This is a genomic window from Sulfitobacter sp. W074 (assembly GCF_025142275.1).
Lineage (GTDB): Bacteria > Pseudomonadota > Alphaproteobacteria > Rhodobacterales > Rhodobacteraceae > Sulfitobacter > Sulfitobacter profundi.
The window spans coordinates 942,398-956,269 of sequence record NZ_CP081130.1 but is presented as its reverse complement, the minus strand read 5'-3'; the positions used below and the strand labels follow the sequence as shown (position 1 = coordinate 956,269).

Genomic DNA, 13,872 nt, shown 5'->3' with positions numbered 1-13,872 from the left:
CCTTTGGGATATGACCCACCGCGCAACATTGCAACCCCCACAAGTCTACTTTTGTAATTTTATGACCCAGCAGTCGCAGCAATTTCTGCCGCAGGTGCAGCATCCTCACTGGGGAAATGCGCAATGGAATTCGCATAGAAGGCCAAAACAGGTTCCTGCCCCGCCACGATTTGCAGCCCCTGCGCGTCTTCGGAAATGACGCCACGTTTCTTAAGGCGGGCCGTGGCACGGGCGACGCGGTCCGGCAGAACGTCGGGCTTGGGCACGCGGTTGCGCAGCGGCATCTGTTCAAGCGTGGCGGCCACTTTCGCCAGCAATTCCGCCTCGCTCAGCGGCCCTTTCGCCTGCAGCATCACCCGCGCGATCAGCGGTACGGTCAACACTGGCATGGCCTGCGCGATCCGGTCCATCAGCATCTCCGATAGATCCGAGACCGGCACATCCGCCCCCGTGCGGCGCAGCGAAAGCGGATCACCAAAGGTCACCGCCGCCGTGCCAAAGCGCGTGTCCCGCCCGCGTATCCGCCGCCAAATCTTGCGCAGCACAAAGCCCACCACCACCGTGATCCGCGCGCCAAAGCGACGGTCGCCGCGCTCTCCGGCGGCGATCAACACGCGATCTTCTAAGATCCGGTCATAGTTAATCGCCACGGGCACAAAGATGATGTCACGCTCCCCTTCGGGGTCGAACCCCTCCACCACATAAGACAGCAAGCCCACCTTTGGCGGCTGCAAAGCCCCGGTGAGGCTCAGCCCCCCCTCAGGATAGAACGCCTGCGTCACCCCGCCCGTCGTGGCCATCTGCACGTAGCGCGCCAAGACCTTGCGATAGAGCGCCCCGCGCGAACGGCGCCGGATAAAGTAAGCGCCCATGGAACGGATCAGCGTGCTCAGCGGCCAAACCCGCGCCCATTCGCCCACCGCATAGCTCAGCGCCGAAGACCGCGCGGCGAGGTAGGTCACCAGCATGTAATCCATGTTCGACCGGTGGTTCATGATGAAAACCACCGTGGCATCACGCGGCAGCGCGGCGAATGTCGACTCGTTGCTCACGGCCGTCTCGACCCGGTAGACCGTGTTGGTCAACAACCGCGCCAGCCGGATGCCAAAGCTGAAATAGGCAAAGGCGGAAAACCGCGGCACGATCTCGCGCGCATATTCGCGGGCCTTTTGAAAGGCGACGTTCTCGGGCACGCCATTGCTGCGGGCGTAGTTTACGATCTCTTGGCTGACCTCCGGATCATAGATGAGGCGCTGAATCATGTCATGCCGCCGGGCCAGCTTGAAGGGCTCAATGGGCCGGGTCAGCCGCTTGTTCAGCCGCTCCACTGCCCGTTCCAGCCGTCGGCGAAAGAACCAACGCACCGAAGGCAGCAGAAAATGGCTCAGCGCCGTGACGGCTGCGAAAACCACGATGAGGATAAACAGCCAAAGGGGCAATTGCACAGTCTGCGTCATGGCTTAACCCTTACAGCGCGCAGGCGAGAGGACAATAATTATCTGTTTTCTGCCCACTGGCCGGGCGCGCGCGATGCCGCAACGCAGCGAATTGACAGAGGCATATTATTTCCCTTATCAACGTCATTACGCAACTTTATTGCCACCAGATTCAAGAGGCCAAGATGACCCAACCGCAGAAAGACCGCCCCTGGCTCATTCGCACCTATGCGGGCCATTCCACCGCCGCCGCGTCCAACGCGCTCTACCGGTCAAACTTGGAGCGCGGGCAAACCGGGCTTTCGGTGGCTTTCGACCTGCCCACCCAGACCGGCTATGACAGCGACCATGTGCTCAGCCGTGGCGAGGTTGGCAAGGTCGGCGTGCCGGTGAACCACCTCGGTGACATGCGCGCGCTTTTCGATGGCATCCCCCTTGAACAGATGAACACCTCCATGACGATCAACGCGACGGCTCCTTGGCTGCTGTCGCTCTATATCGCCGTGGCCGAAGAACAGGGCGCGGATATTTCCGCCCTGCAAGGCACGGTGCAAAACGATCTGATCAAGGAATACCTCAGCCGCGGCACCTATATCTGCCCGCCCGCGCCCTCACTCAAGATGATCGCGGATGTGGCTGAATACTGCTATACCAACGTGCCGAAATGGAACCCGATGAACGTCTGTTCCTACCACCTGCAAGAAGCAGGTGCGACGCCGGAACAGGAATTGGCCTTTGCACTTGCCACTGCCACCGCCGTGCTCGACGCGCTGAAACCGCGCGTCCCGGCAGAGGATTTTCCGAAATTGGTGGGCCGCATCTCATTCTTCGTGAACGCGGGCATCCGTTTCGTCACCGAGATGTGCAAAATGCGCGCATTTGTAGACCTTTGGGACGAGATTTGCCGCGACCGCTATGGGGTCGAAGACCCCAAATTCCGTCGTTTCCGCTATGGGGTTCAGGTCAATTCACTGGGTCTGACCGAACAACAGCCCGAGAATAACGTCTACCGTATCCTCATCGAAATGCTCGCCGTGACCCTGTCGAAAAAGGCCCGCGCCCGTGCTGTGCAATTGCCCGCGTGGAACGAAGCGCTCGGCCTGCCCCGCCCGTGGGACCAACAATGGTCGATGCGGATGCAGCAGATCATGGCCCATGAAACCGACCTTCTGGAATTCGACGATCTTTTCGACGGCAATCCGGCGGTCGATGCCAAGGTCGAATTGCTCAAAGAAGGCGCACGCGCTGAATTGGCAAACCTCGACGGTATGGGCGGCGCGATTTCCGCGATCGATTACATGAAGGGCCGCTTGGTCGAAAGCAACGCCGACCGGCTGCGCCGCATCGAAAGCGGCGAAACAGTCGTTGTCGGTGTGAACAAATGGCAACAAGGCGCGCCCTCGCCGCTGATGACCGGCGCGGGCGATATCATGCAATCAGACCCCGGTGCCGAAGCCGACCAACTCTCCCGGCTCGACGCATGGCGCAGCGCGCGCGACGAGGGCGCCGTCAAACAGGCACTGGCCGACCTACGTGCCGCCGCCAGCGCGGGCGACAACATCATGCCCGCCTCCATCGCCGCCGCCAAGGCGGGCGTCACCACCGGCGAATGGGCCGCGCAGATGCGTGCCGTTCACGGGGAATATCGTGGCCCGACAGGGGTTTCCCCGGGCCAGTCCAACAAGACCGAAGGCTTGGACGATCTGCGCGACGCGGTGGATGCGGTCAGCGATAAACTGGGCCGCAGGCTGAAATTCCTCGTCGGCAAACCGGGGCTCGACGGCCACTCGAACGGGGCAGAGCAGATCGCCGTCCGCGCCCGCGATTGCGGCATGGACATCAGCTATGAAGGCATCCGCCTGACGCCCGCGGAAATCGTCGAAGCTGCGCAAACGGAAGCCGCCCATGTGGTCGGCTTGTCGATCCTCTCGGGCTCGCATGTGCCATTGGTCGAAGACCTGATGCAGCGCATGACCGAGGCAGGGATGAACCATATCCCGGTCATCGTCGGCGGCATCATTCCCGAGGCTGACGCAACACGTTTGCGCGCTGCCGGAGTGGCGCAGGTCTATACCCCGAAAGATTTCGAATTGAACGTGATCATGGAAGATATCATTGCGCTGGCCGACCCCAAAGCGGTGGCCGCAGAATAGGCTGACACAAAATACAACGTGCAATTAACCAATTGGATCTATAATTCCCCGTACCAGCACAATCTGGAAAGGAAATATCAGATATGGAAAAAGACCTGAAATCCATGAGCCGCAAGGAATTGGAGAAACTTCTGTCGGATGTCAAAAAGGCATTGCAGGCCGCGCAGGCCCGCGAACGCCGGGCGGCACGTAAGGCGGCCGAGAAGGCTGCGGCGGAATATGGCTTTTCCCTGAATGAGTTAGCTGATGAACAACCCGCACCCAAGAAGGCAAAGAAACCGCACAAAGCGGCTACGGGCCCGAAATCGAAACCTCAGTTTTCCAACCCCAAAGACCCGTCCCAGACTTGGACAGGAAAAGGCCGTCAGCCGAATTGGTTTCGCGCCCAAGTAGAGAATGGTGCCGATCCGGAAACGATGCGGATTTAACCATTTCCCGAATTGCGGGAATTTGGCGCCGCGTGAATGGAAATTCACCGGCGCCTTTTTTTATTCTTGAGGGAAAGCGAATTGGGTAGCCGTCCCAATTGTCGTGCGCCCGTCCGCTTTACGTCACGCCCCCTCCCCCATCGCGGCCCTTGTGAAGCCCGCCTCGGGCAGGCAAAATGCGCCAAACATCAGGAGACAGAAATGACCGTCCATATTGGCGCGAAACCCGGCGATATCGCCGACACCGTATTGATGCCCGGCGACCCCTACCGCGCAAAATGGGCGGCAGAGACCTTTTTGGAAGGGGCCGAGCTGGTCAACGAAGTGCGCGGCATGCTGGGCTTCACCGGCACATGGCGCGGCAACCGCGTCACCATCCAAGGCTCCGGCATGGGCATGCCCTCGCTGTCGATCTACGCCAATGAGTTGATGACGGAATATGGCGCGCAAACTCTGATCCGCATCGGCTCTTGTGGGGGGATGCAGAGCCATGTCGGCATTCGCGATGTTATCATCGCGATGACCGCCAGCACCATCACCTCGCCCTCCTCCGGTATTTTCCGCGAATTAAACTACGCCCCCTGCGCCGATTGGGGCCTGCTGCGTGCCGCCGTGCAAGCGGCCGAGAAGCTGGAGGCGAAAACCCATGTCGGCGGGATCTATTCTTCGGACGTCTTTTATGCCGAACGCCCCGATCTGGACGAGCAGATGGTGCGCCACGGTATTCTGGGTGTCGAGATGGAAGCGGCGGAGCTTTACACGCTGGCCGCGCGGCACAAGCGCCGGGCACTGGCGGTCTTGACCGTGAGCGACCATTTGCAGACCGGTGAGGCGCTGCCGTCGGAAGACCGGGAGAAAAGCTTTGGTGATATGGTTGAGATTGCGCTGGAAGCGGCCTTTGCCTGACCGTCGCGTCCGCTGAGAGTGCGGACGGTATTTGAAAAAGGATGAAGAGGCGCGGCGGGGGTCGCGCCTTTTGCTTTTGTGGGGCTGGTATCAGGCGTTTTGACCGGCGAGGCGCCCGGAGTAGAGGCAGCCGCCCAGAAAGGTGCCTTCGAGGGCGTTGTAGCCGTGGTAGCCGCCGCCGCCAAAGCCGCAGACCTCCCCGGCGGCGAAGAGGCCGGGCAGGACCGTGCCTTCGGGGGTGAGCACGCGGCCTTGGAGATCGCTGTGCAGCCCGCCGAGGGATTTCCGGGTGAGGATGTTGAGGCGCACGGCGATCAGCGGGCCGTTGGCAGGGTCGAGGATAGCGTGAGGTTTGGCGGTCCGGATCAGCCGGTCGCCGCGGTAGGCGCGGGCCCCGCGGATTGCGGTGATCTGGGCATCTTTTGCAAAGGGGTTGTCCAGTTGACCATCGCGGGCTTCGATCTGGGTGCGGATGTGGTCAAGGCGGACGGGCGCCTCGGGGGTGAGCGCGTTCATCCGGGTGACAAGGGTGTCGAGGTCGTCAGCGACGATGAAGTCTGCGCCTTTGTCCTTGAACGCCTCAACTGCGGCGGTGGCGCCTTCGCCGAGGCGGGCTTTGAGCACCTCGCGCCAGCTGCCGGAGGTGAGGTCGGGGTTCTGTTCAGAGCCCGAGAGGGCGAATTCCTTTTCAATGATCTTTTGTGTGAGGATGAACCAGCTGTGCTCGCCCGCTTGAAGGATGCGGCGCAGGGTTGAGAGCGTGTCGAAACCGGGCATGCAGGGCGCCTCCATCCGGTTGCCCTTGGCGTCGAACCACATCGACGATGGGCCGGGCAGGATGCGGATGCCGTGGTTGGGCCAGATCGGGTTCCAGTTCTGGACGCCTTCGCAATAGTGCCACATGCGGTCTTCGTTGATCAGCCCTGCCCCGGCTTTTGCGGCGATGGCGTGCATCTTGCCGTCGACGTAGTCGGGCACGCCGCTGACCATCTGGCGCGGGGCGGGGCCGAGGCGGTCGGTTGGCCAGTGTTTTCGCACCAGATCATGGTTCGCGCCGATGCCACCGGTGGTGAGGATCACCGCCTCGGCGCTGTGGTCGAAATCGGCTTTGATGGAGCGCGAGGTGATGTGGCCGCGTGGGGCGCTGCTGTCGTCGAGGACATCCCCCGCGACGCCCGTCACGGCGCCGTCGGTGGTGATCAGACGGGTCACCCGGTGGCGGAAGCCGAGACGTAGTTGGCCTTTGGCCGCATGTTCCTGCATGAGCCGCGCAAAGGGGGCGACGACGCCGGTACCGGTGCCCCATGTGATGTGGAAGCGCGGGACGGAGTTGCCGTGGCCCTCTGCCCCTGCCCCACCGCGTTCGGCCCAGCCGACGACCGGGAACCAGCGCATGCCGAAACCTTGCAGCCAGTCGCGCATGTCGCCCGCGGCCCATTCGAGGAAACCCACCGCCAGCGCGCGGGGATTGGCGTCTTCGGGCCGGTCAAATTGCGCGGACCCCATCCAGTCGCGATAGGCCAGTTCCGGGCTGTCGCGGATGCCCATGCGGCGCTGCTCGGGCGTGTCGACCATGAAGAGCCCGCCAAGCGACCAGAACGCCTGTCCGCCAAGGCTTTGCGGCCCTTCCTGATCCAGCAGCAGAACCCGGCGCCCGCGCAGCACCGCTTCGTGAGCGGCCACCATGCCAGCCAAGCCCGCGCCGACGACGATCACATCTGCGTTGAAAGTCTCACTGCCCATCGCACCTCTCCCCTTTTGAAACGAGTGTGCGGCGAGTTCACGGCAAAGGCAATGTCACAGGCGCGGCGTGTCGAGCCCTTTGAGGCAGCGGTCCGGCGGGCCTTCGCTGCGGTAGGCTTCGGCCCCGCAGGCGACGCAGTGGTATTTGCGCAAAGCGCCCTTGTCGCCGGTCCGGTCTTCGCGCCAGCGGCAATCGCGCGTCGGCGCGTTGCGGCGGGCAAAGATCAGCACGATCACAAAGACGACAACGATGATGAAGGGCAGGATCATAAGATCACCAAAGGCCCGGCGCTTGGCCGGGCCTTGTTGTCTTTAGACGGTCCGTTCGACCATCAGTTTCTTGATATTGGCAATCGCCGCGGCCGGGTTCAGCCCCTTGGGGCAGGTCTTGGCGCAGTTCATGATCGTGTGGCAGCGGTAGAGCTTGAACGGGTCTTCGAGGTCATCCAGACGCTCGCCCGTGGCCTCATCCCGGCTGTCGATGATCCAGCGGTAGGCGTGCAGCAGGGCGGCTGGCCCAAGGTAGCGGTCGCCGTTCCACCAGTAGCTGGGGCAGGATGTCGAGCAGCAGGCGCACATGATGCACTCATAGAGGCCATCGAGCTTAGCGCGGTCGTCGATCGACTGCTTCCACTCTTTGCGGGGCTCGGGTGTCTCGGTTTCCAGCCAGGGCTGGATCGAGGCGTGCTGGGCGTAGAAGTGGGTCAGGTCGGGGATCAGGTCTTTGACCACCGGCATATGCGGCAGCGGGTAGATTTTGACCACGCCGTTGATCTCTTCCATGCCGTACGTACAGGCCAGCGTGTTGATGCCATCGATGTTCATCGCGCAGGAGCCGCAGATGCCTTCGCGACAGGAGCGGCGGAAGGTCAGCGTGGGGTCAATCTCGTTTTTGATCTTGATCAGCGCATCAAGGATCATCGGCCCGCAATCGTCCATGTCGACGAAATAGGTGTCGAGCGCCGGGTTCTTCCCGTCGTCGGGGTTCCAGCGATAGATGTGGAACTCACGCAGGTTGGTCGCGCCTTGCGGTTTGGGCCATGTCTTACCGCTGGTCATGCGGGAGTTTTTCGGAAGCGTCAGTTGAACCATTGTGCGTCTCCTAAAGCGTCAGACCGGCTGCGGGCGCGGCGGCCAGCAGGCAGGTACGGGTCTCGGGGCGCGACAGGATCGTGCGCACGGTGCCCGCTGTTGTGTCATCCACGCCGACCACGGCGGCGCGGGCCAATTCGCGCAGTTCCAGCGCGTCGGCATTGTCGATGATGCAGTCGGTGAAGGGCGTGATCAGCTCTTTGGGCACCTGCGGGAAGCGGGTGGCCAAGATTTCGGTCACCACCCCTTTGGAGCCTTGGCGGGCGGTGTCATCCACCGCCTGCTGGACTTCGACACAGCCCGAGAGAGCGAACAACGTGGCCGCGATGAGTGCTGTGCGAACCATCAATACACCCGTGCCTTGGGGGCGATTTTCTTCATGTCGATCCCGCCTTCGTCTTCTTTGGTCAGCGGGTCGAGGTGCACAGCGCGGTAGGTGAGTTTCGCGTCATTGCCATCGAACCACGCCAGCGAGTGCTTGCGCCACTCGTCGTCGTTCCGATCCGGGTAGTCCTCATGGGCGTGTGCACCACGGCTCTCTTTGCGGGCAGCGGCGGCGGTGATCGTGGCGGTGGCGTTGGGCATGAGGTTGGTCAGCTCCAGCGTCTCCATCAGGTCCGAGTTCCACACGAGGCTGCGGTCGGTGACATGCAGGTCGTTCAGCTTGTCGGCGACTTCGATCATCTTCTCGCGGCCCTCTTCCAGCGTCTTATCGGTGCGGAAGACGGCGGCATCGGCTTGCATGGTTTTTTGCATCTCAAGCCGCAGCTCGGCGGTGGGCGTGCCGCCCTTGGCATTGCGCAGACCGTCGAAACGATCGAATGCCTTTTCCACCGATTTGAGGTTCGGCGCAGGCACCGGGCTGTCGGCGTCGACAATCTTGGCGGCGCGGATCGCGGCGGCGCGGCCAAAGACCACGAGGTCAATGAGCGAGTTGGAGCCAAGCCGGTTCGCACCGTGGACCGAAGCACAGCCCGCCTCGCCCACAGCCATCAGGCCGGGTGCGATGGCGTCGGGGTTGTCGGCGGTCGGGTTCAGCACTTCGCCCCAATAGTTGGTGGGGATGCCGCCCATGTTGTAGTGCACCGTCGGCAGCACCGGGATCGGCTCTTTCGTGAGGTCCACCCCGGCAAAGATACGCGCGGATTCCGAGATGCCCGGCAGGCGCAGGTCTAGCGTTTCGGGCGGCAGGTGGTTCAGGTGCAGGTGGATGTGGTCTTTGTTTTCGCCCACACCACGGCCTTCGCGGATTTCCATCGTCATGCAGCGCGAGACAACGTCGCGGGATGCGAGGTCTTTGTAGGTCGGCGCGTAGCGTTCCATGAAACGCTCGCCTTCGGAATTGGTGAGGTACCCGCCCTCGCCCCGTGCGCCTTCGGTGATCAGACAGCCCGCACCGTAGATGCCGGTGGGGTGGAACTGAACGAATTCCATATCTTGCAGCGGCAGACCCGCGCGGGCTGCCATGCCGCCACCGTCGCCGGTGCAGGTGTGCGCCGAGGTCGCCGAGAAATAGGCACGGCCATAGCCGCCGGTCGCCAGCACGACCATCTTGGCGCTGAACAGGTGCATAGTGCCGTCGTCGAGCTTCCAGCAGAGCACGCCTTGGCAAACGCCGTCGTCCGACATGATCAGATCGATGGCGAAATATTCGATGAAGAATTCCGCGTTTTGCTTCAGCGACTGGCCGTAGAGCGTGTGCAGGATCGCGTGACCGGTCCGGTCGGCGGCGGCACAGGTGCGCTGCACGGGGGGGCCTTCGCCAAATTCGGTGGTGTGGCCGCCGAAAGGACGCTGATAGATCTTGCCCTCTTCGGTGCGCGAAAACGGCACACCGTAATGCTCAAGCTCGTAAACCGCCTTGGGCGCTTCGCGGGCGAGGTATTCCATCGCGTCGGTGTCACCCAGCCAGTCAGAGCCTTTGACCGTGTCATACATATGCCACTGCCAGTTGTCGGGGCCCATGTTGCTCAAGGACGCGGCGATGCCACCCTGCGCCGCCACGGTGTGCGAACGGGTTGGGAAAACCTTGGAGATACAAGCCGTGCGCAGCCCCTGCTCCGCCATGCCCAAAGTCGCGCGCAGACCAGCACCGCCTGCCCCCACCACGACAACGTCATATTCGTGGGTTTCATATTCATATGCTGCCATTTAATCGGTCTCCCGTTTGGGCGTATTTATTACAGGGCGAGCTTGGCGATGGCGAAAACGCCGACCGCTGCTGCGCCGTAGCTGATGATGGTCATCACGATGAGGGCGACTTTGTTGGCGAGACCGTGGACATAATCCTCGATCAGCACCTGCACGCCATCATTGAAGTGTTTAAAGCCCACGATCAGCGTCAGCGCCGCCACGATGGCCGGGAAAGGCCGCGCGTAATAGGCGAGGATCTCTTCGTATGTGCCGCCAAGCGCGCTGCCAAAGGTGAAGACGAACAGCGGGATCAACACCAGCAGCGCCAGCGAAGAGACTTTCATCGCCCAGAAATGCGCGGTGCCGGTTTTCGCCGAGCCAAGGCCGCGGGCGCGTTTGCGATCTGTCATGTATGCCATGGTGTCGCTCCTCAAACGATAATGATGGTCAGGATGGTCAGCACGACCGACCCGATCAGTGCCGCGATGCCTAGCTTTTCAGCGGTCGGCACGTCGAGCATGCGGCCTGTGTCCCAGATCAGGTGTCGGATGCCGGCGAGCGTGTGATACCACAGACCCAAGAGCGACAGGGTGAACACCAGATCACCGAACCAGCTGGTCATGATCCCGTTCACGGTATCAAAATACTCAACCGACGTCGCCGCGGCGAGGAACCACCACACGATCAACAGCGCGGTGATCAACATCGCGTTGCCGGTGATCCGGGTGAGAATCGACGTCATAGAGGTCAATTGTGGGCGGTAGATCGTCAAATGCGGGGAAAGCGGGCGGTTACCCCGGTTCACATCGGCCATGGCGCGGTCCTTTGTCCTGTGCTTTGTCCTGTGCTTTGCATCTTGATAGCGGTTTTTACAGGACTGTCACGGGGAACTGCGGGGAATCTGCGAGGTTTGGCCAGTGTTTCGGTGGAAAAATGGCAGACTGATGTGGTCATGCCCACTTTTGTGATCACAGCAGATTATCGTGTGATCACAAATTCTGCATCTCCCCGGAACGAAAAAGCGCGCCCCGTGAGGGACGCGCTTTCCAATTGATATGCTCTGGCGCTTACGCGAGGCTCTCGTCGATGCCTTTGCAGGCTTCGACCAGACCTTTGACCGCGTTGACGGAATTGTCGAACATGGTCTGTTCGTCTTTGTTCATCGAAATCTCGACCACGCGCTCAATACCACCGGCACCGATCACTGTAGGCACGCCCACATAGAAGCCATTCAAGCCGTAGGCACCGTCAACATAAGCGGCGCAAGGAAGCACGCGCTTTTGGTCTTTCAGATAGCTTTCAGCCATCTCAATCGCCGATGTCGCAGGCGCGTAGAAGGCGGAACCTGTTTTTAGCAGGCCAACGATCTCGGCGCCACCATCACGGGTGCGCTGCACAATCGCGTCGAGCTTGTCTTGCGTGGTCCAGCCCATTTTTACCAGATCGGGCAGCGGGATGCCTGCAACGGTGGAGTAGCGCACCAGCGGCACCATTGTGTCGCCGTGGCCGCCCAGAACGAAGGCAGTGACGTCTTTCATCGAGACGTTGAACTCAGTCGCGAGGAAGTGACGGAAACGCGCGCTATCAAGCACGCCTGCCATGCCGCAAACCTTGTTGTGCGGCAGACCGGAGAATTCACGCAGCGCCCACACCATCGCGTCGAGCGGGTTGGTGATGCAGATCACGAAAGCGTCGGGGGCGTGTTTGGCAATGCCCTCGCCCACGGATTTCATAACCTTAAGGTTGATGCCCAGCAGGTCATCGCGGCTCATGCCCGGCTTGCGCGCAACCCCGGCGGTGACGATGCAGACGTCCGCGCCTGCGATATCCGCGTAATCTTGGGTGCCCGACATGGTGGCGTCGAACTTGCCCGAGGGGCCCGACGACGCGATATCGAGAGCTTTGCCCTCGGGTGTGCCCTCGGCAATGTCAAAAAGGACGACATCGCCCAATTCCTTCAACGCTGCGAGATGGGCGAGAGTGCCGCCGATTTGCCCCGCGCCAATAAGCGCGATCCTGGGTCTGGCCATGGTCATGTCTCCGACAGAGGTTTCATTTGCGCCGGAAATACCGAAATGCACGGTCCCGTGCAAGTTGCAGCATTGAACAGCGGCTAACCCCTGCCCTCGCCACGAAAAAGGCCGCCCCGTGGGGCGGCCAATTGCTGAAACTTAAGGCGAAATATTAGTCGCCTTGGTACTCAGGCTGCGATTCCAGACGCTCTTCGGTGCTGTCGATGTAGATACGTACATCATCACCTTCGACGTTTTTCAGAACCTGCAGTTCGTCAAATGTCACGGCCACTGGCTTTTCGCCTAGACCAAGGAAGCCGCCAACGTTGATGACAACACGGTCGATCTGGCCGTTGTCGCCGATCAGCAGCGTGTCGATCTCACCTACGGTTTCGTCATTGGCACCATAGACATAGGAGCCTTCGAGGTCGTCAGCGCTCATCTGTTGGATCATGTCCGCTTCGGCAGCGGCATAGCCTTCACGCTCAACTTCGGGGCGCGGCAGCAGTTCACGCTCAACAGTTTCGTCGCCGGTGATCACGGTGGTGTTGGCATCCGCTTCGTTGACAGCTTCTTCTGTCTCAGCTTCGGCGTTCTCCATCATGGTTTCGGCTTCTTGCTCCATTTCCTCGGATTCGGCCTCTACTTCGTTGGCCATCTCTTCGGTTTCGGCTTCAAGGTTCTCGGCCGCGTTCTCGGTGTCTTGAACCATTTCCTCGGTCTCGGCCTCTACTTCATTGGCCATTTCCTCGGTTTCGGTTTCGCCGTTGGTGACGACGGTGACGTTGTCGTCAGTCTCGGTCATCGCTTCGCCTTCCATCGCTTCGCCGTCCATCATGGGGCGTTCGAATTCAGGCGCTTGCTCCAGCATCTCTTTCGAGGTGTTCACAACGAGGAAACGGTCGCCGTCTTCGTCGTTCAGGATGCGAATCTTGTCCATGGAGATGGAAACGTCACGTTCGCCCAGCCCAAGGAAACCGCCGATGCCGAGGATAACGGCAGTCACTTCGCCGTCTTTCGACACGATGATGTCGTTGATCTCGCCGATGTCATCCCATTCCTGCTCTGCGCCATTGGCAACGGGGGTGGCCGCATCGACTTCGGCTTCAGAGTTGTAAATGCGCATGCCGATCAGGTCGGATGCAAGGAAGTCTGTTTGTTCAACAGCAACGTTGCCAAAGCCTTCGGAATGCGCTTCCGCAAAGGCTGCGCCGGTCATTGTCAGTACGATGGCCGTGGTGCTCAGAAAACGTTTCATTGTAGTACTCCTTCCAAAATTGAGCGTTAATTGCTCTTCTGGAACCACAACCCGGATGGCCCTATCCAGTTCCACTGCCACGCAAATAAATAGATCGCGCCACCTTGGCCCAGACACAGGAAAGGCGGCCAATGGCCGCCCGCGCGTTCAGTCAATATCGCCCTTTTCAGGCGTCTTCGCCCTTGGCAGGCAATGCTTCGGCCAATGCCTCAAACCCCTGACCCGAGGCGACCAGACAGGTGATCCCATTGACCCCGGTCACCGTGATCGTCCAGCTGCCCGTTTGATCCGACGCGAAAACCTCCATCACCGCGTTGTCGCCGCCCAGCCCCATCGACTGGCGCGTCTCCCCATACCCATCGGCCAGTCGCAGCACCACATGATCGCGCGGCGCGCAGTTGCGCGGGGTCTGCGCCTCTGTCGTCGTGGCCAGCACGATTGCAGAGGCGGCGGTGAGTGCCGCGAGGTGGATAAATTTAACAAAACCTGACATAGCATCTGCCTTTGCATCAAAAGGCGTGACCCTTGGGGATGACAATGCGCGTCTTTCGCACCGGCCCTTAGGCAGCCTTGGTTGAAATGACTGCATCCGCTTTGCAAAAGGGTGCGGCAGATGCGATGCGCAAAAGACTGCGCCTCAAGCCTGAAGGACTGGTTAATCTGCCGCCCGCAAAAACAGCGCAACGGGTTCGCTGCGTCGCGGCATGTTTT

14 protein-coding genes are annotated in these 13,872 nt (G+C 61.0%); 3 read left to right on the top strand and 11 right to left on the bottom strand.

Annotated features, from left to right (window positions below):
• Positions 1 to 59 precede the first annotated feature (59 nt).
• The gene (locus tag K3762_RS04660) at positions 60 to 1,457 is read right to left on the bottom strand and encodes a 1-acyl-sn-glycerol-3-phosphate acyltransferase (protein WP_260011822.1); all 1,398 of its coding nucleotides are present in this window, start codon (positions 1,455 to 1,457) and stop codon (positions 60 to 62) included.
• Positions 1,458 to 1,621: 164 nt separating this feature from the next.
• On the opposite strand from K3762_RS04660, the gene K3762_RS04655 reads away from it, so the two are divergent.
• From K3762_RS04655 to deoD, 3 genes are all read left to right on the top strand, one after another.
• Positions 1,622 to 3,589 (top strand): protein meaA, encoded by a 1,968-nt coding sequence (locus K3762_RS04655; RefSeq protein ID WP_260011820.1) that lies wholly within the window; start codon positions 1,622 to 1,624, stop codon positions 3,587 to 3,589.
• An 83-nt stretch (positions 3,590 to 3,672) separates the two neighbouring features.
• Positions 3,673 to 4,017, top strand: a complete 345-nt coding sequence (locus K3762_RS04650; protein ID WP_132446582.1) for an H-NS family nucleoid-associated regulatory protein — start codon at positions 3,673 to 3,675, stop codon at positions 4,015 to 4,017.
• Positions 4,018 to 4,218: 201 nt separating this feature from the next.
• Entirely contained in the window at positions 4,219 to 4,923 is a 705-nt protein-coding gene (deoD, locus tag K3762_RS04645; protein WP_120350486.1) for a purine-nucleoside phosphorylase, read from the top strand.
• A gap of 90 nt (positions 4,924 to 5,013) precedes the next feature.
• On the opposite strand, the gene K3762_RS04640 is transcribed toward deoD, so the two are convergent.
• From K3762_RS04640 to K3762_RS04595, 10 genes are all read right to left on the bottom strand, one after another.
• The gene (locus K3762_RS04640) at positions 5,014 to 6,666 is read right to left on the bottom strand and encodes an FAD-binding dehydrogenase (RefSeq protein ID WP_132446580.1); all 1,653 of its coding nucleotides are present in this window, start codon (positions 6,664 to 6,666) and stop codon (positions 5,014 to 5,016) included.
• 54 nt (positions 6,667 to 6,720) lie between these two features.
• Positions 6,721 to 6,936 carry a hypothetical protein gene (locus K3762_RS04635; RefSeq protein ID WP_132446578.1) on the bottom strand — a complete coding sequence of 72 codons (216 nt, stop codon included), beginning with the start codon at positions 6,934 to 6,936 and terminating at the stop codon, positions 6,721 to 6,723.
• A gap of 42 nt (positions 6,937 to 6,978) precedes the next feature.
• Positions 6,979 to 7,758 carry a succinate dehydrogenase iron-sulfur subunit gene (locus tag K3762_RS04630; protein WP_132446576.1) on the bottom strand — a complete coding sequence of 260 codons (780 nt, stop codon included), beginning with the start codon at positions 7,756 to 7,758 and terminating at the stop codon, positions 6,979 to 6,981.
• Positions 7,759 to 7,768: 10 nt separating this feature from the next.
• Entirely contained in the window at positions 7,769 to 8,104 is a 336-nt protein-coding gene (locus K3762_RS04625; protein ID WP_132446574.1) for a hypothetical protein, read from the bottom strand.
• Positions 8,104 to 9,909 carry a succinate dehydrogenase flavoprotein subunit gene (sdhA, locus tag K3762_RS04620; protein ID WP_067630456.1) on the bottom strand — a complete coding sequence of 602 codons (1,806 nt, stop codon included), beginning with the start codon at positions 9,907 to 9,909 and terminating at the stop codon, positions 8,104 to 8,106. The genes K3762_RS04625 and sdhA overlap by 1 nt, the downstream gene beginning before the upstream one ends.
• Before the next feature lie 29 nt (positions 9,910 to 9,938).
• Positions 9,939 to 10,310, bottom strand: coding sequence for a succinate dehydrogenase, hydrophobic membrane anchor protein (sdhD, locus tag K3762_RS04615; protein WP_132446572.1), 372 nt, complete (start codon positions 10,308 to 10,310; stop codon positions 9,939 to 9,941).
• Between the two features lie 11 nt (positions 10,311 to 10,321).
• On the bottom strand, positions 10,322 to 10,705 hold the full coding sequence (sdhC, locus tag K3762_RS04610) for a succinate dehydrogenase, cytochrome b556 subunit (RefSeq protein ID WP_120350482.1): 384 nt from the start codon (positions 10,703 to 10,705) through the stop codon (positions 10,322 to 10,324).
• 253 nt (positions 10,706 to 10,958) lie between these two features.
• Positions 10,959 to 11,921, bottom strand: a complete 963-nt coding sequence (gene mdh, locus K3762_RS04605; protein WP_132446570.1) for a malate dehydrogenase — start codon at positions 11,919 to 11,921, stop codon at positions 10,959 to 10,961.
• Between the two features lie 154 nt (positions 11,922 to 12,075).
• Positions 12,076 to 13,161, bottom strand: coding sequence for a PRC-barrel domain-containing protein (locus K3762_RS04600; protein WP_132446568.1), 1,086 nt, complete (start codon positions 13,159 to 13,161; stop codon positions 12,076 to 12,078).
• A gap of 166 nt (positions 13,162 to 13,327) precedes the next feature.
• Positions 13,328 to 13,654 carry a hypothetical protein gene (locus tag K3762_RS04595; protein ID WP_067630467.1) on the bottom strand — a complete coding sequence of 109 codons (327 nt, stop codon included), beginning with the start codon at positions 13,652 to 13,654 and terminating at the stop codon, positions 13,328 to 13,330.
• Between the last annotated feature and the right edge of the window lie 218 nt (positions 13,655 to 13,872).

Coding starts and splice junctions, on each gene's coding strand:
- K3762_RS04650 (WP_132446582.1), top strand. CDS start 3,673: ATGGAAAAAGACCTGAAATCCATGAGCCGCAAGGAATTGGAGAAACTT.
- K3762_RS04595 (WP_067630467.1), bottom strand. CDS start 13,654: ATGTCAGGTTTTGTTAAATTTATCCACCTCGCGGCACTCACCGCCGCC.
- sdhA (WP_067630456.1), bottom strand. CDS start 9,909: ATGGCAGCATATGAATATGAAACCCACGAATATGACGTTGTCGTGGTG.
- K3762_RS04625 (WP_132446574.1), bottom strand. CDS start 8,104: ATGGTTCGCACAGCACTCATCGCGGCCACGTTGTTCGCTCTCTCGGGC.
- K3762_RS04630 (WP_132446576.1), bottom strand. CDS start 7,758: ATGGTTCAACTGACGCTTCCGAAAAACTCCCGCATGACCAGCGGTAAG.
- sdhC (WP_120350482.1), bottom strand. CDS start 10,705: ATGGCCGATGTGAACCGGGGTAACCGCCCGCTTTCCCCGCATTTGACG.
- K3762_RS04600 (WP_132446568.1), bottom strand. CDS start 13,161: ATGAAACGTTTTCTGAGCACCACGGCCATCGTACTGACAATGACCGGC.
- K3762_RS04640 (WP_132446580.1), bottom strand. CDS start 6,666: ATGGGCAGTGAGACTTTCAACGCAGATGTGATCGTCGTCGGCGCGGGC.
- K3762_RS04655 (WP_260011820.1), top strand. CDS start 1,622: ATGACCCAACCGCAGAAAGACCGCCCCTGGCTCATTCGCACCTATGCG.
- K3762_RS04635 (WP_132446578.1), bottom strand. CDS start 6,936: ATGATCCTGCCCTTCATCATCGTTGTCGTCTTTGTGATCGTGCTGATC.
- sdhD (WP_132446572.1), bottom strand. CDS start 10,310: ATGGCATACATGACAGATCGCAAACGCGCCCGCGGCCTTGGCTCGGCG.
- mdh (WP_132446570.1), bottom strand. CDS start 11,921: ATGGCCAGACCCAGGATCGCGCTTATTGGCGCGGGGCAAATCGGCGGC.
- K3762_RS04660 (WP_260011822.1), bottom strand. CDS start 1,457: ATGACGCAGACTGTGCAATTGCCCCTTTGGCTGTTTATCCTCATCGTG.
- deoD (WP_120350486.1), top strand. CDS start 4,219: ATGACCGTCCATATTGGCGCGAAACCCGGCGATATCGCCGACACCGTA.